This window comes from Cardiobacterium valvarum, assembly GCF_900460955.1.
GTDB classification, from domain to species: Bacteria; Pseudomonadota; Gammaproteobacteria; order Cardiobacteriales; family Cardiobacteriaceae; genus Cardiobacterium; species Cardiobacterium valvarum.
The window spans coordinates 123,956-147,257 of sequence record NZ_UFUW01000001.1 but is presented as its reverse complement, the minus strand read 5'-3'; the positions used below and the strand labels follow the sequence as shown (position 1 = coordinate 147,257).

Annotated in this window: 24 protein-coding genes; 16 read left to right on the top strand and 8 right to left on the bottom strand. The window is 58.5% G+C overall.

Annotated elements, in window-relative coordinates; all coding sequences use genetic code 11:
• Positions 1-137: 137 nt before the first annotated feature.
• On the bottom strand, positions 138-821 hold the full coding sequence (locus DY250_RS00730; RefSeq protein WP_115610486.1) for a PepSY domain-containing protein: 684 nt from the start codon (positions 819-821) through the stop codon (positions 138-140).
• A 278-nt stretch (positions 822-1,099) separates the two neighbouring features.
• Between DY250_RS00730 and dcuC the strand changes: the two genes are divergently transcribed.
• A complete protein-coding gene (gene dcuC / locus DY250_RS00725) occupies positions 1,100-2,524 on the top strand; it encodes an anaerobic C4-dicarboxylate transporter DcuC (protein ID WP_172542121.1) in 1,425 nt (474 codons plus the stop codon).
• A 111-nt stretch (positions 2,525-2,635) separates the two neighbouring features.
• A complete protein-coding gene (gene speG, locus DY250_RS00720) occupies positions 2,636-3,211 on the top strand; it encodes a spermidine N1-acetyltransferase (protein WP_115610484.1) in 576 nt (191 codons plus the stop codon).
• A gap of 357 nt (positions 3,212-3,568) precedes the next feature.
• On the opposite strand, the gene DY250_RS00710 is transcribed toward speG, so the two are convergent.
• Genes DY250_RS00710 through DY250_RS00700 form a run of 3 tightly spaced genes read right to left on the bottom strand, consistent with a single transcriptional unit; the run spans position 3,569 to position 7,054 of the window.
• Positions 3,569-5,269: an AMP-binding protein gene (locus DY250_RS00710; protein WP_172542402.1), complete on the bottom strand. Its 1,701-nt coding sequence runs from the start codon at positions 5,267-5,269 to the stop codon at positions 3,569-3,571.
• A 14-nt stretch (positions 5,270-5,283) separates the two neighbouring features.
• Positions 5,284-6,231 carry a hypothetical protein gene (locus tag DY250_RS00705; protein ID WP_115610481.1) on the bottom strand — a complete coding sequence of 316 codons (948 nt, stop codon included), beginning with the start codon at positions 6,229-6,231 and terminating at the stop codon, positions 5,284-5,286.
• A 7-nt stretch (positions 6,232-6,238) separates the two neighbouring features.
• Entirely contained in the window at positions 6,239-7,054 is an 816-nt protein-coding gene (locus DY250_RS00700) for a hypothetical protein (protein ID WP_115610480.1), read from the bottom strand.
• Positions 7,055-7,285: 231 nt separating this feature from the next.
• On the opposite strand from DY250_RS00700, the gene DY250_RS00695 reads away from it, so the two are divergent.
• The 14 genes from DY250_RS00695 to agp all read left to right on the top strand — a co-directional run bounded on the left by DY250_RS00695 (position 7,286) and on the right by agp (position 18,846).
• A complete protein-coding gene (locus tag DY250_RS00695; RefSeq protein ID WP_115610479.1) occupies positions 7,286-8,155 on the top strand; it encodes a serine hydrolase in 870 nt (289 codons plus the stop codon).
• A gap of 176 nt (positions 8,156-8,331) precedes the next feature.
• Positions 8,332-8,742, top strand: a complete 411-nt coding sequence (locus DY250_RS00690) for a YceD family protein (RefSeq protein ID WP_245950984.1) — start codon at positions 8,332-8,334, stop codon at positions 8,740-8,742.
• A complete protein-coding gene (gene rpmF / locus DY250_RS00685; RefSeq protein ID WP_115610477.1) occupies positions 8,720-8,920 on the top strand; it encodes a 50S ribosomal protein L32 in 201 nt (66 codons plus the stop codon). The genes DY250_RS00690 and rpmF overlap by 23 nt, the downstream gene beginning before the upstream one ends.
• A gap of 14 nt (positions 8,921-8,934) precedes the next feature.
• Positions 8,935-9,981: a phosphate acyltransferase PlsX gene (plsX, locus tag DY250_RS00680; RefSeq protein ID WP_115610476.1), complete on the top strand. Its 1,047-nt coding sequence runs from the start codon at positions 8,935-8,937 to the stop codon at positions 9,979-9,981.
• Positions 9,978-10,946 carry a beta-ketoacyl-ACP synthase III gene (locus DY250_RS00675; RefSeq protein WP_115610475.1) on the top strand — a complete coding sequence of 323 codons (969 nt, stop codon included), beginning with the start codon at positions 9,978-9,980 and terminating at the stop codon, positions 10,944-10,946. Before plsX ends, DY250_RS00675 begins: the two co-directional genes overlap by 4 nt.
• Positions 10,947-10,958: 12 nt before the next feature.
• On the top strand, positions 10,959-11,894 hold the full coding sequence (gene fabD, locus DY250_RS00670; protein WP_115610474.1) for an ACP S-malonyltransferase: 936 nt from the start codon (positions 10,959-10,961) through the stop codon (positions 11,892-11,894).
• Positions 11,891-12,628, top strand: a complete 738-nt coding sequence (fabG, locus tag DY250_RS00665; RefSeq protein WP_115610473.1) for a 3-oxoacyl-ACP reductase FabG — start codon at positions 11,891-11,893, stop codon at positions 12,626-12,628. Before fabD ends, fabG begins: the two co-directional genes overlap by 4 nt.
• Before the next feature lie 74 nt (positions 12,629-12,702).
• Positions 12,703-12,939, top strand: coding sequence for an acyl carrier protein (gene acpP / locus DY250_RS00660; protein ID WP_006985227.1), 237 nt, complete (start codon positions 12,703-12,705; stop codon positions 12,937-12,939).
• A 72-nt stretch (positions 12,940-13,011) separates the two neighbouring features.
• Positions 13,012-14,283, top strand: coding sequence for a beta-ketoacyl-ACP synthase II (gene fabF / locus DY250_RS00655; protein ID WP_115610472.1), 1,272 nt, complete (start codon positions 13,012-13,014; stop codon positions 14,281-14,283).
• Positions 14,280-15,293, top strand: coding sequence for an endolytic transglycosylase MltG (mltG, locus tag DY250_RS00650; RefSeq protein WP_115610471.1), 1,014 nt, complete (start codon positions 14,280-14,282; stop codon positions 15,291-15,293). Before fabF ends, mltG begins: the two co-directional genes overlap by 4 nt.
• The gene (gene tmk, locus DY250_RS00645) at positions 15,290-15,904 is read left to right on the top strand and encodes a dTMP kinase (protein ID WP_115610470.1); all 615 of its coding nucleotides are present in this window, start codon (positions 15,290-15,292) and stop codon (positions 15,902-15,904) included. Before mltG ends, tmk begins: the two co-directional genes overlap by 4 nt.
• Positions 15,905-16,037: 133 nt before the next feature.
• Positions 16,038-16,985: a DNA polymerase III subunit delta' gene (locus tag DY250_RS00640; RefSeq protein WP_115610469.1), complete on the top strand. Its 948-nt coding sequence runs from the start codon at positions 16,038-16,040 to the stop codon at positions 16,983-16,985.
• Positions 16,982-17,356, top strand: a complete 375-nt coding sequence (locus tag DY250_RS00635) for a PilZ domain-containing protein (RefSeq protein WP_115610468.1) — start codon at positions 16,982-16,984, stop codon at positions 17,354-17,356. The genes DY250_RS00640 and DY250_RS00635 overlap by 4 nt, the downstream gene beginning before the upstream one ends.
• A gap of 197 nt (positions 17,357-17,553) precedes the next feature.
• Positions 17,554-18,846, top strand: a complete 1,293-nt coding sequence (agp, locus tag DY250_RS00630) for a bifunctional glucose-1-phosphatase/inositol phosphatase (RefSeq protein ID WP_115610467.1) — start codon at positions 17,554-17,556, stop codon at positions 18,844-18,846.
• A gap of 71 nt (positions 18,847-18,917) precedes the next feature.
• Here agp and DY250_RS00625 read toward each other — a convergent pair whose 3' ends face one another.
• The 4 genes from DY250_RS00625 to DY250_RS00610 are packed head-to-tail and all read right to left on the bottom strand — an operon-like array spanning position 18,918 to position 23,251.
• Positions 18,918-19,877 carry a tagatose kinase gene (locus tag DY250_RS00625; RefSeq protein ID WP_115610466.1) on the bottom strand — a complete coding sequence of 320 codons (960 nt, stop codon included), beginning with the start codon at positions 19,875-19,877 and terminating at the stop codon, positions 18,918-18,920.
• A gap of 3 nt (positions 19,878-19,880) precedes the next feature.
• Positions 19,881-20,840 carry an ABC transporter permease gene (locus tag DY250_RS00620; protein WP_115610465.1) on the bottom strand — a complete coding sequence of 320 codons (960 nt, stop codon included), beginning with the start codon at positions 20,838-20,840 and terminating at the stop codon, positions 19,881-19,883.
• Positions 20,821-22,350, bottom strand: a complete 1,530-nt coding sequence (locus DY250_RS00615; protein ID WP_115610464.1) for a sugar ABC transporter ATP-binding protein — start codon at positions 22,348-22,350, stop codon at positions 20,821-20,823. Before DY250_RS00615 ends, DY250_RS00620 begins: the two co-directional genes overlap by 20 nt.
• Positions 22,351-22,354: 4 nt before the next feature.
• The gene (locus DY250_RS00610) at positions 22,355-23,251 is read right to left on the bottom strand and encodes a substrate-binding domain-containing protein (RefSeq protein ID WP_115610463.1); all 897 of its coding nucleotides are present in this window, start codon (positions 23,249-23,251) and stop codon (positions 22,355-22,357) included.
• Positions 23,252-23,302 lie beyond the last annotated feature (51 nt).

The following is a 23,302-nucleotide window of genomic DNA, read 5'->3' as shown; positions in this document are numbered from 1 at the left end:
ATGTTTGTAATGTAACGGTTTTGCCCTCTGGACACGTTTTTTCCCTTCTTTTGCGGGAAGTTGCGCGTTTTTACACTACCCGTTCAAGCACAAAAAAGCGACAGCCGGGAGCTGTCGCTTGGATCAGGCGGGCGATGTCAGGATTTCGCCGGAGCATCTGACGGCGGTGCCCCGTCCTGCCCTGCCGGAGCAGGCGGCGGTGGAGGCAGTGGCGGTGCGGCCTGTTCTTCCTGTTGCAACACCTCAGCGGCATCTGCCGCATTCGGCGGCACGATGGGCTTGCTGCCGCGCAGGATTTTGCCGTCATCGGCGCTGATCTCGGCGAAGTAGCGTCCACCGTCAGCGGCCAGCAGCTTGACTTCGTACACCAGTCCCTGACGGCGGCCTTCGAGTTCGGCGTCAATCACTTTCGCGCCCACTTCTTTTTCGGCCGTTTCTATCGCCTGGCTCAAGGTCACAGTAGCGTAGCGCGGCATGTTTTTTTCGTACTCGCTTTCGCGCTTGATGATCTCACCGTTCGTGGCATCAATGCGGAATTCGTGTTCCTGCTTGTCGTCACGCAGGTCAATGTCATAAACGGGGCGACCCCGTTTCATTTCCAGCTCAATGTTATCAGCACGTGCACCGCTTTCTTTCTCGGCGATGGCCACGGCTTGAGCGGCACTGATTTTGCTTTGCTGCAAGGCCTGGAACAGTTCGCGGTGCGGACCGTGCGGGCCGGGGCCACGGTGTCTGCCGTGGTCATTATCGCCTTTGGCAGCGGCTACACCGCTTGCAAGCAGTATGGCGAGGCCGAGCGGGGCAAGGATGGTTTTTTTCATAAGGTTCTCTCCGCTTGTGAAATAAAGGAAATGGCTATGGAATTTTCTGCATCGACAGGTCCCTCACTTCCTGCCGATGGCGCGCATTGTAGGGAGAGAGATTTAGGGAAAAATTAGGGCGCGTTTTTACCGCCTGCGCCTGAACGCCGCTTGGCGGCTTTTTCACGGCAGGAAAAACAAAAAAACGCCGTACTTTGTGGATATTGCGTGGACTTGTGTTTACAAACTGTAAGAAAGTGATAATGTGCGCTTGATATTCCTCAACCCAAAGGTGCATCATGAGCTTAATTATCGGTTTTCTCACCATTTTTCTGGTGGGCTATCTCATCATTCGCGGCTATAACGCCAAGGGCGTGCTCTTCGTCGCCGGTGTGGCATTGATGCTGTTTGCCGTGGCTTTCCTCGGCAAACCCATCGGCGGCGAGAAGGCGACGGGACTGTTTTACGTCGATATCAGCAACCTCATCTACAACCTGATGGCGAACCGGGGCGGCGGTCTAGGCCTGCTCATCATGGTGCTCATCGGTTTTTCCGCCTACATGTCGCACATCGGCGCAAACGACACCGTCATCCGCATCCTCTCGCACCCGCTCGGCTACATCCGCTCGCCGTATGTGCTGATGATCGGCGGTTTCTTCATCGGCAGCCTGCTCTCGTTCGCCATTTCTTCAGCAACCGCGCTTGGCGCCTTCCTGATGGCGACACTGTTCCCCATCCTCACCAGTCTCGGCATTTCCCGCCCCAGCGCGGCAGCCGTCTGCGCCACCACGGCAATGATGACCCTCGCGCCAACCGCGCCGGATGTGGTACTCGCCGCCGAACAGGCGCACATCTCGGTGAAAAGCTACGCCTTCACCTACATGATCCCGATGAGCGTGCTCGCTATCCTCGCCACCGCCGTCGCCCACTTCTTTTGGCAACCCTTCTGCGACCGCCGCGAAGGCCTCGTCAGCCAAAGCAGCGGCGAACGCGTCAGCATGGACCTTTCCACCCTGAAAAAGGCGCCGTGGTTTTACATGCTGCTGCCCTTCCTGCCGATTGCCGGCATGCTCATCTTCGACGGCAAAATCGAAATCGGCGGCCGGGTCATGCCGGAAATGTCGCTCGGTGCGGTGGTCGTGCTCACCCTCATCATCAGCCTCGTCATCGAATACATCCGCAGCCTTTACCACCGCTGCAAAGGCGAACAGCAAGGCTCAGGCGCCAAGGCACTCTACGAAGGGCTTGAAGTTGCCTACCGCGAAATGGGCGCAGCATTTGCCGGCGTGGTCATCCTCTTGATCGCCGCCGGCGTGTTCTCGGAAGGACTGAGCAGCATCGGCTTCGTCAATGACATGATTGCGCTGGTGGAAAAGAGCGGCTCGGCAGCGACCATCATGATGCTGGCACTGGTCGGCATCACCCTGCTGGTGGTGGTGGCTTCCGGTTCCGGCAACGCGGCATTTTATTCCTTCGTGGAAATCGCACCGAAACTGGCGGACAAACTCGGCATCAACCCCGCCTACCTCATCCTGCCAATGCAACAGGCCTCGAACGTTGGCCGCACCCTGTCGCCGGTATCAGGCGTCATCGTCGCGGTGAGCGGCGCGGGCAACCTCTCGCCGATGCTCCTGGTCAAACGCACGTCTGTCCCGACGCTGGCCGCCCTGACCGTGGTCATCGTCTATACGCTCGTTTTCGTGCCGCTGCATCTGCCAACCTAAGCGAAAGAAAAAGCGGGGCCTGCCCCGCTTTTTTATTGCCTCTGCGCCGCCTGTGGATTTCCCCCGGGAAGCGGCATACCCTGTGGCGACGCGAACCTATCATTCACAGCCATGCTCAACAAACACACCGATACAGCCCCGCCCGACATCCGCCTGCGCCCGCTCGAACGCGGCGACCTCTACTTCGTGCACCGCCTAGACAACAACGCCAATGTGATGCGCTACTGGTTTGAAGAACCCTACGAAACCTTCGACGAACTGACGCACCTCTACGACGAACACATCCGCGACCAGCGCGAACGCCGCTTCGTCATCGAATACGGCCCGGACGAAGGCGGCAAACGCAACAACATCGCCGGCCTGGTCGAACTTGTCGAAATCGACCATATCCACCGCCGCGCCGAATACCAAATCATCGTCGCACCCGACCATCAGGGCAAAGGCATCGCCACCCGCGCCACCGAACTGGCACTGGAATACGGCTTCAGCGTGCTGAACCTCTACAAAATCTACCTCATCGTTGATGTGGAAAACGCGGGCGCCCGGCACGTGTACGAGAAAATCGGCTTTCAGGCCGAAGGCACCCTGCGCCACGAATTCTTCATCAACGGCCAGTACCGCGACGTCACGCGGATGTGCCTCTTCCAGCACGAATATCTGCAACGCGTGCTAACGGCAAACCCCTGACCACGCGGCAAGCTGCCAAGCGGGATAAAACCTGGTTTTTTATTCCCCCCTTCCGGCCTTCGGCCACCTTCCCCCGCAAGCGGGGGAAGGGATTTTTTCGTGCACGATTCAGGCTTGGACGCGCGCCAAGCGGATAAACACTGGCCTCGTGGACAGCCGTCAAGCGGGATAAATACTGGGCTCGCGGGCAGCCGCCAAGCGGAATAAACACTGGCCTCGCGGACAGCCGCCAAGCGGGATAAATACTGGCCCCGTCAAGTGGCGTATTTGCTGGGCCCACCAAGCGGGACAAATACTGGCCCCTACCAAGCATAAAAAACCCGCCTTACGGCGGGTTTTTTGTTGGCTGCGGTGGCATCAGGCGGGGTTCTGATTTTGCGCCGCTTTGGCTTTTTCCCGTGCCACCAGTTCGCGGCGCAGGATTTTGCCGACGTTGGATTTCGGCAGTTCGTCGCAAAATTCATACACCTTTGGCCGTTTGTAGGCGGTGAGGTTGGCACTGGCGAATTTTTGCAGCGCTTCTACCGTCGGCTTCGCGCCCGCACGCGGCACGATGAAGGCTTTGACTTTCTCACCCGAGCCTTCGTTCGGCACGCCGATGCACGCCACTTCCAGCACGTCCGGATGTTGCGCCAGCACGGCTTCAACTTCGCTGGGGTACACGTTGAAGCCGGAGACGAGGATCATGTCTTTTTTGCGGTCAACGATTTTCAGCGCGCCGTCCGGCTGCATCTGCGCGATGTCGCCCGTTTTCAGCCAGCCGTCCTGCATGGCGCGGCGGGTTTCCTCTTCATGGCGCCAATAGCCTTTCATTACTTGCGGACCGCGCACCCACATTTCTCCTGGCTCGCCCAGCGGCACAAGCTTGCCGTCGTCGTCGCGCAGGCTGACGTCGGTGCCGGAAATGGGGTAGCCGATGGTGCCGTTGTAGGCCTTGGTGTCCATCTGGTTGACGCTGATGAGCGGCGAGGTTTCGGTCATGCCGTAGCCTTCAACGATGATGTTGCCGGTGAGCTGCTGCCATTCGTCCGAGACGGTTTTTTCTAGCGGCATTCCGCCTGCAATCACGAAGCGCAGGCGCGAGAAGTCGAGGCGGCGGAAGTCTTTGGTGTTAAGCAGGGTTTTGAAGAGGGTGTTGACGCCGGTCAGCATGGTTGGCGGGTGGCGGCGCAGGATGGTGATGAAGGATTTGATGTCGCGAGGGTTCGTCACCAGCACGGAATGCGCGCCGCGCCCGCTGAAGGCGATGCTGTTAATGGTGCAGCAGAAGATGTGGTAGAGCGGCAGCGCGGTGATGAGGACGTCATCCGGGCCGATGTTGTACGAGCCGATCCACAGGTTGATTTGGGCGGCGTTCGCGAGCAGGTTGGCGTGGGTGAGCATCGCGCCTTTGGCAACGCCGGTCGTGCCGCCGGTATATTGCAGCATGGCCATGTCATCCGGCGCGGCCTGGTGCGGGGCATAGGGCAGGCAGCGCCCTTTGCGCAGGGCTTTTTTGAAGGCGATGACGTCCGGCAGGTAGTAAGGCGGCACAAGTTTGCCGATGTGGCGCACGTAGAAATCAACGATGGGCGACCAGAACCAGCCCATTTCATCGCCGTAGCAGGTAACGATGATGTCTTTGAGCCCCGGCACTTGCGGGCGCACTTCGGCGACGCTGCGGGTGAAGTTTTCCGCCAGCACGATGCCGCGCGCGCCGCTGTCGTTCAGCTGGTGCTCAAGTTCGCGCGCGGTGTAGAGCGGGTTGACGTTGACGACGACCACGCCCGCCAGCATGCAGCCGTAGAGGCAGATGGGGAATTGCAGGATGTTCGGCATCATCAGGGCGAGGCGGTCGCCGGGCTGGTAGCCGAGGTCGTGGCGCAGGTAGGCGGCGAATGCACGGGCGCGTTCGCCGATTTCGGCGAAGCTCAGGGTGCGGCGGAAGTTGCTGAAGGCAGGCAGCGCCGCATGGCGGGCGAACATGGCTTCAAGGAAGGCGGCAAGGTTTGGGTATTCGCCACCCGCACAGTCGTGCGGGACTTCAGCGCGGTAGCTCGCCAGCCACGGGCGGGGGATGTCGTCTGTCGTCGTCATGGGAGTCCTTTGTAAACGGTGGTTGAGTAGGCCGCTGCAATGTCCGCCAGAGCAGCGATGAGGGCTTTGCGTTCGGCACGTTTCAGGCGGCCGATGTTGCTGAGTTCGGTGTCAAAGGGCACGGTCTCGCTGCCGTCTTTGGGAGCAAAGGCAAGGATACGTTTAACGGGTAAATGGTTTTTCACCGCCCGACGGATGATGGCGGGGCTGTCTTTGAATGGGTCTTCGATATTCAGGTTTTTGTCGTACTCGGCAAGCAGTGTCAGCGGCATGGCGTCATTTTCGACATACCACCACGACAGGCTGTAATTTCTGTCAAACGCCAGCACCACGCGGCGGGGGGTGCCATGAATGCTGGGGAAATAGGCAATGCCACCCAATTCCAGTACATCCACAACGGTTAGCCACCACGGGTAGGCACCGCGACGGTTCAGCGCTCCGGCCAATATCCGTTGCCGCCTCAGGTTAATAAAAAACATGAGGGCCGGTGTGAGCAGGAACAGCAGGATGCAGCACAATCCACCAATGGCGTAAAAGACACGCCGCGTCAGGGTCTCGATGGCATGATCAATGGTGATGCGGCTTCCCCGCGCATCTGTCAGCCTGATGGCCTGGGCATCACGACCGTTATCCGCCATCCTGCCGAGATAGCTGAAATTCCCTTCTATGCTGATGCCCTTGTAGTGCACGGTGTAGCGGTATTCTGTGCTGAAAATACCGCTTTTCCGTTCGCTGGAAACGGTGGCCTGTGCCAGCGGTGTGGCGGTATGCCTGGCCTGATAGTCATCGTAAATATCGCGAAATGTCTGGAAATTTCCCTTGCCGACGTAATAGACCAGGCAGAACAGCAACAGAACCATCAATTCGTGGAAAAGAAAGGTATAGCGCCCGAACCGCCTGATTTTCAGCGGACGGGCGGGTAATTCGATATCAATGATTTCCATACGGGGGCTATTGACCGCTGATGCGTTCGAGTTCGGCGATCAGTGCCTGCCGCTCGCTTTTGTTGAGGCCGCCGATGGTTTTGAGTTTGCGGTCAAACGGCACGGCCGCCCCGCCGTCGGCAGGTGCGAAGGCGAGGAGGCGGGCGGTATCACCGCTCACGTCCAGCAGCCACGGTTCCATTTTTTTGCCGAAACTAAACGTTATTTTGCGCTCCGTGCCATGGATATCGACCATGTAGTGTTTGATTTTGTCGTCATCCACAAACGCATCTATAGTGGTTAACTGCCACGGCTGGGCGTCTGCACGGTTCAAGCCACGCAAAAGAGCGCTGATACGAGACCTGTCAATAAAGGCGCGATAAAAAGCAAAACTAATACAAACAAGGCCGACTCCGGCAACGCATAGGGCAAAAATCAGGCGATTGATGGCTTTATCGGCAGCGAGGCTGAGCGTGATTTGATCGGAGCTATTATCGGGCGCGATGGCATAGACGCTGTAGTCATCAAAACTGAGGTCGAAGAAGGCAAAATGTTTGTCCAGCGTCTGGCTATCGGTACGGATCTTGGTATCACAAATGGTCAGGATATAAGCATGGGCCTCACATTTCCCGTCAATATCGGCCCCCGGCACGATGTGATGTGGTCCTCGCTGAATTTGGTAGTCCGTATATGCAGAGCGGGCGAGGTTATTTGCCCACCAGAAAATACCGGCAGCGAGGAGCAATAAAAAGAGCGCGCCAATAATCATGTTCGATGGCGTTTCGGCAAATACAGCCTTCATTTTCAGGTGCTTGTCGGGAAGGCTGAGGCTGAAGTCGGTCATGGAGATTTCCGGTTGGTGAATGAAGGGCAATATTGTAAGCGAGCTTGGCAGACAGCTAAATCGTCCGCATGGTGCCCCCATGTCGGCAGGACGTCAGCACGTTGAACGGAAAAACGTGCGGCGGATTTTTGCATCCACCAGCGACGGTTCTCTTCATCATGATTTTTAGCGCCACTCTACAGTCGCTTTGCTAGAATAAGCGCTCACGTTACTGTTTGTTTATCCATCGCCATGTTACTCACCAAACGTCAATTTCTGAGCCGCAGCGGGATGCTCGGCCTCGGTGCCGCACTGCCGCTTTCCGCTCATGCCGCTACGCCACTCGAACAGGCCATCAATGAACGCGTGCAGCAATTGCGCGCGGAAGGTCGTCTGGCAAGCGATGAACGTACCGCTTGGCTGGTGCATGATTTGGTTGCCAACCGCCCACTGGCGCAAATCAATGCCAATACGCCGCTGCAATGCGCCAGCCTGGTCAAACCGTTTGTCATCCAGGCCTATCTGCTAACCCATTTTGTGAAAGATGCTGCTCTCTATCCAATGAGCGAGCGGGTGCAAAACGAAATGCGCGGCATGGTGGTCTCCAGCAACAACGAGTTCACCAACCATCTCTTCAAACGCCTCGGCGGGCCGGAAGGCGTGCAGTGGATGCTGAAAAAACAGGCTCCACAGATTTTCCGCAATATTCAAATCGTCGAGAATATTCCCGCTCAGGGACGTACTTACCGCAATCGTGCCTCCGTCGCTGACTATGACCGTTTCCTCCGCGCCATGTGGGCGAATCAGCTGCCCGGTGCACAGTTCCTGAAACAGATCATGTCCATCCCCAATCCCGACCGTATCCGCTCGAAAACACAGTTCGTGCCACAAACCGCTACGGTGTACGACAAAACCGGCTCTACCGCGATGCTCTGCGGCAATTTCGGCGTCATCGAATGCAAGGCAAACGGCCGCAGCTACCCCTACACGATTTCCGCCGTTATCGAAAAGGGCACCGCGGCGGGAAATTATTCGAGCTGGATTACCAGCCGCAGTAATGTCATCCGCGAAATTTCGGATATTGTGTACCTGCATTTTGCAGCCAACCATCAGATTGGCTAGGATTTATCGCTTTGACAGCCCAAAATGTTGAGAGTATGATGCGCCACCCTGCGACCCCGCCGTTACGGCATTTTGACCCATGGGCATATGCCAAAAACCGTTGCCGTGATTCCGGCACACTGCCACTGGCAGAAACGGAAACATTGCGACAATGGACGGGGACGCGCGATGACGTCGTGCACTACACCCTTGAAGGACAGATCGACAAGCACGGACAAACCCGTTTAAGCGGTGATGTGCGTGCTGTCTTGCATACCGAATGTCAGCGTTGCCTAGAGCCGCTGGAGCTTACCGTTGATCATGACTTTGATTATGTCCTGATTCGGGACCAATCTTTGGAAGATAGAGTGGCCGATGGCAGCGAAACCCTGATTTGCGCCGGGGACGAACTGGACTTGGCGTGGTTTATTGAAGAAGAAGTCCTGCTGGCGATGCCGATGATTGCCAAGCATGATAATTGCAGCCTGCCGCAGATCGGCGCGCAAGACCCCCTGCCGCAGGCAGACGCGCAACCCAATCCGTTTGCGGCTTTGAAAGACTTACTGGAAGCTAAGGAGAATTCTCATGGCCGTTCAACAGAATCGTAAAACCCCCTCAAAACGCGGCATGCGCCGTGCCCACGACGCTCTTACCGGTAAAACTATTTCTACCGACAGAGCCAGCGGCGAGCATCACCTGCGTCACCACATTACTAAAGATGGTTTCTATCGCGGCCGTCAAGTCATTGTCCGCGCCAGCAACAAACAGATTGATATCGAAGAATAAAATCTGCCTGCGCCATGAGCACGCACAAGCCGCCCGTCATTGCCATTGATGCAATGGGCGGCGATATCGGTTTGGACGTAACGCTGACCGCTATCGCCCTCATCCAAAAGCGGCATAACGACGTTCATATGCTGATCGTCGGCGATGAGATCGCCATCCGCGCCCACAAAGCCTTCCCCGCCATTGATGACGGGCGTATCTGTATTCGTCATACCACCCAGGTTGTTGCCATGGACGAGGCACCTGCCAGTGTGCTGCGTCATAAAACCGATTCCTCTATGTGGAAGTCAATTGAGGCAGTACGTGATGGTGACGCGCAGGCCTGTGTCAGTGCCGGTAATACCGGCGCGTTAATGGCAAGCAGCCGTTACATCCTAAAAATGCTGCCCGGTATCTCACGCCCCGCCATCTGTGCGGTAGTGCCTTCGCGTGGCGGTCATGTGCACTGGCTGGATCTTGGTGCAAATGTTGATGCCAAACCCGATCAGCTGGTGCAATTTGCCGTGATGGGTTCGGAGCTGGTTAAGGCGGTGGATGAGAAAGCGCAACCGATCGTCGGTTTGCTCAATATTGGCGAAGAAGCCATCAAAGGCAATGACATCGTCAAGGAAACCAGCAAGCTGCTAGAACAAACCGGCCTCAATTACTGCGGTTTTGTGGAAGGCAACGACATCTTCCTCAAAGAACATTTGGATATCGTGGTTTGTGACGGCTTCGTTGGCAACGTTGCCCTGAAATCCGTCGAAGGTATCGCCAAATACATCCAGACCACCTTGGAACAAGAATTCCGGCACAGCATCTTCAGCAAAATCGCCGCACTCTTTTCCCTACCGGTTTTGCGTCGCACCAAACGCCGCATCGACCCACGCACCTACAACGGCGCTACCCTGCTCGGTTTGCAGGGTATCGTTATCAAAAGTCACGGTAATGCCGACGCTTTTGCCTTTGCCAATGCTATTAACGTCGCGCGTCTAGAAATCACCAACGGCATCATCGGTCACATTCGTAAGCAACTCGAACAACCGCAACCCCGCATTCCGGCAGAAGATACCCCTGCATGATTTATAGCAAAATACTCAGCACTGGCAGCTATCTGCCACAGCAGGTCATGACCAATCATGACTTTGCCGAGCGGATGGATACATCCGACGAGTGGATTCGTACCCGCACTGGCATCGAACAACGCCATATCGCAGCGGCCAACGAAAGCAGCACCGATCTCGCTTACTACGCCGCACGTGATGCCCTGCAAGTGGCGAATATTGATCCCGCCAGCATTGACCTGATCATTGTCGCCACTTCCACACCGGAACACCTTTTCCCCAGTAACGCCAGCCAACTGCAAATGCGCTTGGGCTGCGGCAACATCCCGGCTTTTGACATGCAGGCAGCCTGCTCGGGCTTCGTCTTCGCTCTGGCTACAGCTGACAATTTCATCCGCGCGGGCAGCAGCAAACGCGCCTTGGTTATTGGTGCAGAAGTCTTCAGTAACATTCTGGACTGGAGTGACCGTAGCACCGCCATTCTGTTCGGTGACGGCGCCGGTGCTGTCATCCTTGAAGCTTCAGATACCCCCGGTATTCATGGCTCCGTGTTGCACAGTGATGGACGCTACAAGGACCTACTGCTGGTGCCACGCGGCAGCGGTTCCCCGGCAGACAGCCTTGCTGACCGTTTGCCTTTCATCCATATGGAAGGACGCGAAGTCTTCAAAGTTGCCGTGCGCACGTTATCTGGACTGGTGGGTGAATTGCTTGAGCAACAACACATGCAAGCGGAAAATATTGATTTTCTCATCCCGCATCAGGCCAATCTGCGCATCATCAAGGCGACTGCAGAGCACCTCAACCTCCCGATGGAGAAAGTCATCCTCACCGTGGCCGAACACGCCAATACATCCGCCGCATCCATCCCGCTGGCATTGGACTATGGCATTAAAAACGGTACGATACAGCGCGGCCACAAACTACTGCTGGAAGCCTTTGGCGGCGGATTCGTTTGGGGCGGAAGTATTATTACCTACTAAAGAGGAGCGTATATGACCACCATCGCACTCATCTTCCCTGGGCAAGGTTCACAAAGCGCCGGTATGCTCAAAGAGCTGGCCACAGTCTATCCTGCCGTACAACGCCGTTTTGTTGAGGCCTCTGACGTCCTCGGACTCAATTTGTGGCACATATCCCAAGAAAACCCAAGCGGTGAACTGGATCAAACCGCCATCACCCAGCCCGCCCTGCTTGCCGCCGGTATTGCCTGTGCTGATATCCTGCATGAAACCTGCGGCATCACTGCGTCTTACATGGCGGGACATTCCCTAGGTGAATACACCGCGCTGTGTGCAGCGAGTGCCATGACCTTTGCCGAAGCGATACAACTTGTGCACATGCGCGGCAAAATTATGCAGGAGGCTGTCGCCACAGGCGAAGGCGCCATGGCAGCTATCCTGGGGCTGGACGATGAAGACGTTATCAGCGTCTGCAACCGCACCCCTGGTAAAGTAAGTGCCGCCAACTTCAATTCCCCCGGACAAGTAGTGATTGCCGGCGAAGCCAAAGCCGTTGCTACAGCAATAGAGAATGCCAAATTGGCGGGTGCCAAACGAGCCGTCCCGCTCACCGTCAGTGTTCCTTCACACTGCGAACTGATGCGCGCTGCTGCTGCGCAACTCAGCCTGCACCTCAACAAAATCAACTGGCAACCGACAAACGCCGTCATCATTCACAACGTGGATGCCAAGCCCCGCGATACCGCGACCGGTGTTGAAATAGCGCTCGGCGCCCAGCTCTACCAGCCCGTGCGCTGGGTAGACTGCATTGAGGCGCTCGCTGCGCACGGTGCTGACCTCTTCATTGAGGCCGGCCCCGGCAAAGTTCTGACCGGTCTGAACAAGCGTATTAATAAGAATCTGCGCACTATCGCCTTTGATCACCCTGACAGCGTCGCCGCCGTACGACAAGCCCTGGAGACAGCATGAACCTGCATAATCAAGTTGCCCTTATCACCGGTGCCAGTCGTGGCATTGGTCGCGCCATTTTAGATGTGCTTGCCCAAGCGGGTGCTACCATCATTGGCACGGCCACCAGCGATAGCGGTGCAGAAGCCATCAGCCATTACATCGCTGAAAAAGGCTATCAGGGTAGCGGTAAAAAACTGCTGGTCAATGACAACGATGCCGTTGAAACCCTCATCAAAGAGATTGCCGCAGAATTCGCTCCCGTCGCTATCCTTGTCAACAATGCCGGTATCACCCATGACAACCTGCTGATGCGGATGAAACCGGAAGAATGGGACAAGGTCATTGATACCAACCTGAGCAGCGTGTACCGCCTCAGTAAAGCTGTGCTGCGTGACATGATGAAAGCCCGCTGTGGCCGTATCATCAATATCACGTCGGTGGTCGGCATCATGGGCAACGCCGGCCAAACCAATTACGCCGCTACCAAAGCGGGACTTATAGGTTTTTCCAAATCCCTGGCCCGCGAAGTCGGCTCACGCGGTATTACCGTCAACTGCGTCGCTCCGGGTTTTATCCAGACCGACATGACCGATAAATTGCCGGAAGAGCAAAAAGCCCAGCTTGCCGCGCAAATCCCGCTGGCAAAACTTGGCCGGGTTGAAGACATCGCCGAGGCCGTCCTCTTCCTTGCCCAGGCTGATTACGTTACCGGCGAGACCATCAACGTCAATGGTGGTATGTATATGGTATAAAGCCGCTCTGTGGCAAACACCCCCCAAACCTTTTACAATGCACCCCTCAATCACAACCTAGGAAAAAACACACCATGAGTAATTCAATCGAAGAACGCGTCATCAAAGTGATCGCAGAACAACTGAGCGTTGATGAAGCACAGATCAAACCCGAAGCTGCCTTCATCGATGACCTTGGCGCCGATTCCCTTGACCTCGTAGAGCTCGTTATGTCGCTGGAAAAAGAATTCGACTGCGAAATCCCTGACGAAGACGCCGAAAAAATTACCACCGTGCAAACCGCCATCGACTACGTCAAAGCCAACAGCTAAGCGGGTCGAAAGGCAAGCCACGGTAGTACCCACTGCTGTGGCTTTTTTTATATCCCTTAACGGCAGAAACACATGACGCAACAAACTACCCACAGAGCCATACCTCGTGTCGTCGTGACCGGCATGGGCATCATTAGCCCCGTCGGCAGCAGCATCGCCAGCGCATGGGACAACATCCTCGCAGGCAAAAGCGGCATCACCCCTATCACCGATTATGACCCGTCGGCATTGCCCGTGCGTTTTCGCGGTTCCGTGCAGGGATTTGACCTCACCCGCTACCTGGACGCCAAAGAAGCCCGCAAAATGGACAGTTTTATCCACTACGGCTACGCCGCAGCGGTAGACGCCATCACAGACAGCGGCCTTGATTTCAGTAACAACTCCACCCTGCGCGAGCGCACCGGTATCATCATTGGCTCCGGCATCGGTGGCCTGCCTGGCACCTTGGACGGTTACCGCGAATTCCTGGAGCGCGGCGCCCGACGTGTCTCGCCTTTCTACGTCCCGCGTAACATCATCAACATGATTGCGGGCAACATCTCTATCCATTACGGCATCACCGGCGCGACCCTTGCTACCGTTACTGCCTGCGCCAGCGCCACCCATTCCATCGCCCAGGCCTACCGCATGATCCAGATGGGAGATGCCGATGTGATGATTGCAGGAGGCGCAGAAAGTGCCGGTAACGACATGGGTATCGCCGGCTTTGCCGCTGCCAAAGCCCTCTCAACCCGCAACGACGCTCCCGAACAGGCCTCACGCCCGTGGGACAAAGACCGTGACGGCTTCGTCCTCGGTGACGGTGCCGGCGTCATCATCCTCGAATCCCTGCCACATGCTCTTGCACGCGGTGCCACTATCTACGGCGAAATCATCGGCATGGGCATGAGCTCGGACGCCCACCACATGACCGCCCCATGCGAAGACGGCTCAGGTGCAGCACGCTGCATGGCCCTGGCCCTGGCAGATGCGGGCATCGCCCCCGAAGACGTGCATTACATCAACGCCCACGGCACCTCGACCCCGGCCGGCGATATTGCCGAGACCCGCGCGATTAAAAAAGCCTTTGGCGACTACGCCTACAAACTGGCAGTGAGCAGTACCAAATCCATGACCGGTCACACCCTCGGCGCAGCGGGCGGTCTCGAAGCCATCTTCACCCTGCTCGCCCTGCGCGATCAAACCGCCCCGCCGACCATCAACCTCGATAATCCCGGCGAAGGCTGCGATCTGGATTACGTCCCGCACCAAGCCCGCCCGATGCTCATTGACATTGCCCTGTCCAATTCCTTCGGCTTCGGCGGCACCAACGCCAGCATTCTCTTCCGGCGGTATGCGGCATGAAGCGCCTGCTGCTCAACCTCTTCCTCACCATCATCCTGCTTGTCGGCTGGGGGGCAGGCATCTTCTACCTGCAATACCAAAAAACCCTGAATGCCCCGCTCGTTGCCGAAGGCGACGGCATCGTCACCGTCAAGCGCGGTGATACCCTAGCCACGCTCAACCGCGAACTCATTCGCCGGGGTATCATCAGTGGCAGCGACTGGGTACTGCCGCTCTACGCCCGCCTCAACCCGCAAGCTGCCAATATCAAAGCAGGCGACTACCGCATTGACGAGAACGCCACCCTGCCATCGCTTATCAACGACATCACCAACGGCAAAGTCGTCGTGTATAGTGTCACCGTCATCGAAGGCAAAACCTTCAAAGACCTGCGCGAGACCCTCAGACAGACCGCCGGCCTTGAACACACCCTGAACAGCAAGACCGATGCGGAAGTTGCCACCCTGCTTGGCCTGCAAGGCAACCCCGAAGGATGGTTCCTGCCTGAGACCTACCAGTTCAACCGGGGCACGACCGACCTCGACATGCTGAAGCGCATGTACGACGAAATGCAGCGTACCCTCGAAAAAGCCTGGGCAAGCCGCGCCGAGGGCCTGCCGCTTGCGACCCCCTACGAAGCACTTATCCTTGCTTCCATCATTGAAAAAGAAACCGGCGTCGCTGCCGAACGTCCGCAAATATCAGGCGTCTTCACCCGCCGCCTGCAAAAAAACATGCTGCTGCAAACCGACCCGACCGTTATCTACGGCGCGGCAGACTACCACGGCGACCTCACCCGCAAACACCTGCAAACCGACACCCCCTACAACACCTACATCAACAAAGGTCTGCCACCGACCCCCATCGCCCTGCCCGGCAAAGCCAGCATCGAAGCGGCACTGCATCCGGCAGACGGCGACAGCCTTTACTTCGTCGCCGACGGCACAGGTGGCCACACCTTCAGCGCCACCTATGAAGAACACCAACAAGCCGTCGCTGACTACCTGAAAAAACAACAAAACAAACCATGAACGGTCGCTTCATCACGCTGGATGGCGGCGAAGGCGTCGGCAAAACCACCCAACTCGCCCACATCCGTGCGTGGTGCAGCGCCAACCATATCGAAGCCTGCTTTGGCCGCGAGCCGGGCGGTACCCCCTTTGGTGAACAACTGCGCGCCATCCTGCTTGACCCCGCCACCCACGCCGACCCCATCAGCGAACTGCTGCTCATCCTCGCCGCCCGCCGTGCCCACCTCGAACAAACCATCCTGCCCTGCCTCGCGCGTGGCGCGTGGTACATCAGCGACCGCTACCGCGACGCCACCTATGCCTACCAGCACTACGGACGTGGTATCCCCGCCGCTACCATTGCTACTCTTGAACAGGCAAGCGGCACCGACCGCGTCCCCGATCTCAGCCTCATCCTTGGCAGCAGTAGTTCCACCGCGCGTGACCGCCTGAGCGGACGTGGGCAAAGCGCCGACCGCTTCGAAAACGAAAACAGCGACTTTCATGCCCGCGTCGCCGCCGGTTACCGCGCCCGCGCCACCGCGCCACACGCCCGCTGGATAGATGCTGAAGGCGATCCGGATACCGTCTTCGCCCGTATCCGCCCGCATCTTGAAGCCCTGCTCCCCTGAAGCGGAAGGCATCAAGCGAGATAACCGCGCATAGCGCAATAAACCCCTCCCCGTGGGGAAGGGATGGGATAGGAGCATTCGTCCGCAGGACGAAACCTCAGATGAACCACTTAACTCAAACCCCAATCAACACATGCCCCTGCCTTGGACTGACCTGCACTATCGCGGCCTGGACCGCCTGGCCGACAACCTGCCCTCCACCCTGCTCCTGCTTGACCCGCAGCGCGGTAACGCTGACGACATGGCAGACGCCATCATCCGGCGCACCCTCTGCCTTGATCCTGCCGCCCGCCCCTGTGGTCACTGCAAAAGTTGTCACCTGCTCGCGCAAGGCACCCATCCTGACACGGCGAGCTACTACGAGCCTTGCAAAATTGAAGACATCCGCACCATCGGCGACACCGTACAAACCACCCCCGCTATCGGTCGCCAGCGCCTCATCTACCTTGGCGCCATCGACAACTACAACCCTTACGCGCTGAACGCCCTGCTCAAAACCCTGGAAGAACCGCCGACGCACAGCCGCTTCATCCTCAGCGCCACCAACCGCCGCGCCGTGAAAGCTACCATCCTCAGCCGCAGCCACATTGTCACCCTGCCCAAACCCAGCTACCAACAGGCACACGACTGGCTGATTACCGCGCACCACTTCACCCCCGAACAAGCCGACGCCGCCCTCAACCTGCACCACGACAACCCACACCGCGCTGCCGCCCACCCTGACGCGCCTGACCCCATGGCCGACATCGGCGAACTCATCGCTTACCTTGCCAACCCGCAGACAGCGACCGCTTACCTGCACCGTCTTGACCGTCTGAAAGACAACCAGAGCAACGACTACCTGCAAAACCAGCTGCACGCCCTCATCGCCTACCGCCAACTGGACACCCATGGGCAAACTTGGCACAATCGCCTGCGCGAACACGACGCAGCCCTGCAAGGACTCGACCTGAACCGCCTGCACACCCTCAACGCACGCCTCAGCGAACTGCGCCGTCCGGACCGGCAACAAATCGGGCAAACCCTGAACATCAAAGCCCTGCTGCTGGAAACCTACGACAAAAGGAACCACACACTATGAGTGAACCCGCTCCGGCCACCCAAGGCCAATCCAAACTCAAACAGGGTGTCATCAAAGTCAACATTGACGACCTCAAAGACCTCTATCAATACTACATGCCCTACGTGGATGGCTGCGGCATCTTTGTTCCCACCGAAGAAACCTACAGCCTTGAGCAGGAAGTCTTCATCTTCCTCAAACTGCCGGGCGACCTCGGCAAATTCGCCGCCTCTGGCCGCATCGTCTGGCTCAACCCGCCGAAAAAAGCCTCACGCCGCATGCCCGGCGTCGGCGTTCAGCTCAGAGGCAAAGAAGCGCCGCGCATCCGCGAAATCATCGAAGCGGGGCTCGGCAAATCACTCGCCAGCGGACTACCGACGGCTACCATGTAAAAACCGAACACCACCAACCAATACCCATCCCGGGAATTAAGCTGATAAGGCTGCGCGCCGCAGACAGAAAGTGTCAAAGGCGCGCTAACACACGCAGATTCTTTTCCGGGACTGGTATAAAACCAAAGGGCGGTAAAGGATGACCCCACATCCCTTACCGCCCTTTATCGTTGCCAATCCAAAAACTGGAGCTCACCATGCAAAAGACCCTTCTCATCACCGCCCTCGCTGCCGCGACCATCGCCACGAGCGCCCAGGCGGATACCACGGCTGTGCCAGACGGCTACAAACTCGAAAAAGCCGTCATCCTCAGCCGTCACGGCATCCGCGCCCCGCTCATCGGCTATGGCAGCGCGCTGGCAGACGCCACCCCGCACACCTGGCCGACCTGGAAAGCTGAAGGTGGCCACCTCACCACGCGCGGCAGCGAACTCGAAACCCGCATCGCCCACTACGTCCGCACCTGGCTTGATGACACCGGCCTGACCAGCAAAGACAGCTGCCCGACCAAAGATGACCTGCTTATCTACACCAACAGCCTGCCGCGCACTATTGATACCGGCAAAAGCTTCGTCAAGGGAGCCTTCCCCGGCTGCGACCTGCCCGTCCACAATCTTGAAGAAGTGGGCAAAATGGACAACACCTTCAACCCCATCGTGCGCAGCCCTGTTGACGACGCTTTCACCGCCAAGGCTGAAAAATCCATCGACGAGATGCTCGGTGCGGGCGGTTTCGCAGACATTAACCAACGCCTTGCGAAAAACTACCAAATCCTCGAAAACGTGCTGGATTACGACCATTCCGCCACCTGCGAAAAAGAAAAACAGTGCGACCTCGACAAAATCAAAAACAGCCTGAGTTTCGCGCAAAATAAAGAACCCGGCACCAAAGGCCCGCTGCGTAACGGTACCGGCGCCGCCGACAGCTTCATCCTGCAATACTACGAAGGCTACCCGGAAACGGATGTCGCCTGGGGCAAAATCAAGACGGCCGAAGAATGGCAGGCCATCGTGGATCTCAAAAACATCTACACCGATGTCCTCTTCACCTCACCGGTGCTCGCCAAAGAAGCCGCTTCACCGCTGCTTGCCTTCATCCAGAACAGCTTTGCCGACCACGGCTACGACCACCCGCTCATCAAGGATGCGCAAAAAGCGCGCACCGTGCTGCTGGTTGGCCACGACTCCAACGTCGCCTCGCTGCTGGCACTGCTGAATGCCGCTCCCTACCAACTGCCCGACCAGTACGAAAAAACACCGATCAGCGGCAAAGTGCTGTTTGAACAATGGCGCGACAAAGACGGCAAAGCACTGATGAAAATCGAGTACCTCTACCAAAGCACGCAACAACTGCGCGACGACAGCGTACTGGACGAGAAAAACCCGCCACAGCGCGTCACCCTGAAACTGACCGACTGCCCGACCGACGCCAACGGCTACTGCCCGATGGACGACTTCAACCGCATCGCCAGCGCCGCCCTCAAGCCCTGAGGCTGCATGCGCAAAAATCCCCGCTCAGGCGGGGATTTTTTATGCCCAAACGTCGTCGTCATCAACACGCATCAGGCGGAGACATGCTTCTTACTGTTAGCCGCCAGCAGGGCATCCAGTTCGGCTTTGGTCGAGGTGCCTTCCATCGGCCCGACGCAGGTCACGGCGCGGGCGCCGGCGGCGTTGGCGTAGCGCAGGGCGGTCGCGATGCCCGCGCCGTTTTTGCGGAGGGCGATGTAGGCGCCGCCAAAGCTGTCGCCGGCACCGGTCGGGTCGGTCTCTGTCACGTTATGTGCGGCGATGTCCACGCGGCCTGCCTGGCTGTAATGGCTCGCGCCCGCTGCACCGCGTTTGAGGATGATTTCCGCGATGCCGCGCGCCAGCAATTCGGCTATCGCTTCTTCTTCGTTTTGTGCGCGGGTGAAAAGGTAGAGCTCGTCGCCGGAGGGCAGGAAGATGTCGGTGTGCGCCAGGGTTTGTTGCAGGGCTTCATGCAGGCCGGGGGTGTCAAGCAGTTCGCGGCGCAGGTTGGGGTCAAACGATATGCTGCCGCCGCGCGCTTTGATGGTGTGCAGGGCATCAAGGGCGAGGGCGCGCATGCCGGGGGCGGCCAGGGCGCTGCCCATGAGGTGCAGGTGGCTGCATTCGTGGATGAGGTCGGCGGCGGCCCGGGTTTTTTCGAGGCGGCCACAGGCGCTGTGCGCGATGTTGAAGACGAAGCGGCGGCTGCCGTCTTCGCGGTAGCGGACGAAGGCGCTGCCGGTGCTTTCGCCGGGCGCGATGGCGATGCCGTTGGTGTCAACGCCGTCCGCAACGAGGCGGCGCAGGTTGAGGGTGCCGAAGTCGTCATCGCCGACGCGCGAGATGATGGCGCAGGCGGCGCCAAGTTTGCCGACCTGGTCGATGAAGATGGCGGGCGCGCCGGAGGGGTAGGGGCCGGTGAGGGGTTGGGCTTCGAGGAAGCCGTCGCCTTTGGTTGTCGCGACGATTTCGACGAGGATTTCGCCGATGGTGAGGATTTTTGTGGGCATGGGTTAGTCCTTGCGTTGTTTGGCGCGCACATCCAGCCAGACGGCGACGAGGATGACCACGCCTTTGACGACAAGCTGGATGAAGTAGTGTATGGAGAGCATGTTCATGCCGTTGTTGAGGACGCCGATGATGAGCGCGCCGATGAGGGTGCCGGGGATGGTGCCGACGCCGCCGGAAAGGCTGGTGCCACCGAGAACGGCGGCGGCAATGGCGTCGAGCTCGTAGCTCACGCCGGCGTTGGTCTGCGCGGAGTAGAGGCGCGAGGAGAGGAGGATGCCGGCGATAGCGGACATGATGCCGGATAGGGTAAAAACGATGATTTTCACGCGCCCGACGCGGATACCGGAGTAGAGCGCGGCTTCGCGGTTGCCGCCGGTGAGGTAGGTCTGCCGCCCGAAGACGGTCATGGAGAGGGCGATGTGGTTGGCGAGGAAGAGGATGAGCAGTATCCAGATGATGAGCGGCAGACCAAGGAAGCTGCTGGCGCCGATGGCCTGCCAGTTGCTGTCGCTAATCATCGCCGGAGCGCCGCCGGTGGGCAGGCTGACGAGGCCGCGATAGATGCTCATGGTGGCGAGTGTGACGATGAAGGAGGGCAGGAGGAGGCGGGCGGTGAGGATGCCGTTCACCGCGCCAAGCAGGGCACCGGCGGCGATGGTGAGGAGCAGGGCGAGCGGGAAGCCGGTGCCGAGGGCAAGGGCTTGGGCGCCGACCATGCCGGCGACGGCGATGATGGAGCCAACGGAGAGGTCGATTTCGCCGAGGAGGATGACCCAGGTCATGCCGAAGGCGGCGATGGCGACGACGGCAACTTGCTGGAAGATGTTCATGAAGTTCGCCAGCGTCAGGAAGCGGCTGTTGCTGAGGGCGAAGACGGTGCAGAGGACGATGAGGGCGATGATGATGCCGCCGTATTGGCGCATCAGGCGGTGCAAGGTGGGGTTAAGGGCTGGGGCTGACATGGAGTTGTCCTGTGGCGGCGGCCATGATGGTTTGCGGGTTGAAGTCGGCCTGGGCGAGGGTGGCGCTTTGTGTGCCTTCGTGCATGACGATGATGCGGTCGGCAAGGCCGGTGAGTTCGGGCAGTTCGGAAGAGATGAGCAGGATGGCGGTGCCTTCGGCAGCAAGCTGGCGGATGATGCGGTAGATTTCGTATTTCGCGCCGACGTCCACGCCGCGCGTCGGTTCGTCGAGGATGAGGACGTGCGGGTAGGTGCCAAGCCATTTGGCGAGAACGATTTTTTGCTGGTTGCCGCCGGAGAGGGTTGCCGCTGCCGCTTCGAGCGAGGCGGTGCGGATGGCAAGCCGGGCGACTTCGCCTTGTGCAGCCTGTTTTTCGGCGGCAAAGCGCAGGAAGCCGAGGCGGGCGGCAAAGCGTTTCAGCGCCGCCATGCTGATGTTGCTGCGGACGGGGTGGCTGAGGACAAGCCCCTGTTCTTTGCGGTTTTCGGTGACGAAGCCGATGCCGTAGTGGATGGCTTCTACCGGATTTTTGATGTGCACGGTTTCGTCATCGAGGCGGATGGTGCCGCTCGCGGACAACATGCCGAAGATGGCGTTCATCACTTCGGAACGGCCTGCGCCGACGAGGCCGAAGAAACCGAGGATTTCGCCGGGATGCACAGCGAAGTTGATGTCGCGGAAGGCGTGGGCATGGCTGAAATGCTGCACTTCCAGCGCGGGCGGGACGCCGTCTGTGGCAGGTGTCTGCGGCAGACGCGGCGGGTACATTTGTTCCATCCGCCGTCCGACCATGAGGCGGATGAGTTCGTCCACCGTGGTTTTTTCGCGCGGCAGGGTGGCGATGTATTCGCCGTCGCGCATCACGGTGATGGCATCGGAGAGGCGCATGATTTCTTCCATGCGGTGCGAGATGTAGATGACAGCTTTCCCCGCCGCTTTGAGGCGGGCAATGATGGCAAAGAGGATTTCCGCTTCGGCGTCGGAAAGTGAGGAGGTCGGTTCGTCGAGGATGATGACGCGGGCGTCGTGACTGAGGCCTTTGGCGATTTCTACCAGCTGCCGCTGCGCGATGGAGAGGTCGGCAACGCGCGCTTCCACGTCTATCGGCAGGTTGAGGTCTTGCACCAGTTCACGGGCGCGGCGGTACAGCGCTTTGCGGTTGATGATGCCGTAACGCGCCGGTTCGCGGGTGGCGAGGATGTTTTCCGCCACGGTCAGGTTGTTGCACAGGCTGAGTTCCTGAAAGACTACGGCGATACCGCGCGCTGCCGCTTGCCGTGGATTGGCGGGGCGGTATGGCGTGCCGTCCAGCAGCATCGTGCCGCTGTCGGCCTGATGCACACCGGCTAAGATTTTGATGAGGGTGGATTTGCCCGCACCATTCTCGCCGAGCAGGGTGTGCACCTGCCCGGCGTGGATGGTGAGGTTGATGCCCCTGAGCGCGGCAACGCCTGTGAAGCTTTTGCTGATGTCGCGCAAATTCAAAAGGGCAGGCGCTGCCGCTGTCATGGCATTACTGCGCTTTGCCGGTGTACACGCCCGGTTCGATCGGCTGCTGCGCCGGAACGGTTTCGCCCTTCATGACGGCGACAGCCGTTTCTACCGCTTTCTTGCCCATCTGGTCGGGATATTGGCGGATGACACCGACCATGACCGGGTCGTTATCAACCGCGTCGCGCGCTTCTTGCATGCCGTCAAAACCGATGACTTTGACTTTGTCCTGCAATCCGGCGGATTTCACCGCGACCGCAGCAGCCAGCGCGGCGTCGTCACCAAAGCCGAAGATACCATCAATATCGGGGTTCGCCTGCAACATGTTCTGCACGGCAGCCAGCGCTTCAGCACGGGTGATGCCGGTCTGTTCGGCGACGATTTTCACCTCGGGATGGCCTTCCAGCGCTTTCTTGAAGCCGTCAATACGCGAGACCACCGATTGCACCGTCGGGTAATTGATGATGGCAACTTCGCCCTTGTTGTTCAGCACCTGTGCCATCAATTCGCCCGCTTTTTCGCCGCCCTTGTAGTTGTCGGTGCCGACGTAGGACAGCACTTCTACCCCTTCGGCGGGCACGTCAACGGTGATGACCTTGATACCTGCCTTCTGCGCCTTCTGAATGGCGGGCAGTACACCCTTGCTGTCCACCGGCGAGACGACCAGCACGTCCACGCCCTTGACAATCATGTCTTCAATATCGGCGAGCTGCTTGCTGAGATCCTGGTTGGCAATGGCGACTTCCAGCGGCACGTTCTGCGCCTTCGCTTCCGCCTTCATCGCATCGGCGAGCTCAATATAAAACGGGTGCTGCTGGGTGAGCAGGGACGCACCGATACCGTCCGCCCAGGCAGAGCTGGAAGCGCAGGCGAGGAGGGTTGCCGCCGCCAGCGTGGTCATTTTGCGTAGAGATTTCATGATGTTGCCTTCTATTGTGAGAGTCAGGAAAACGCTGCCGCGCCGTGCGTG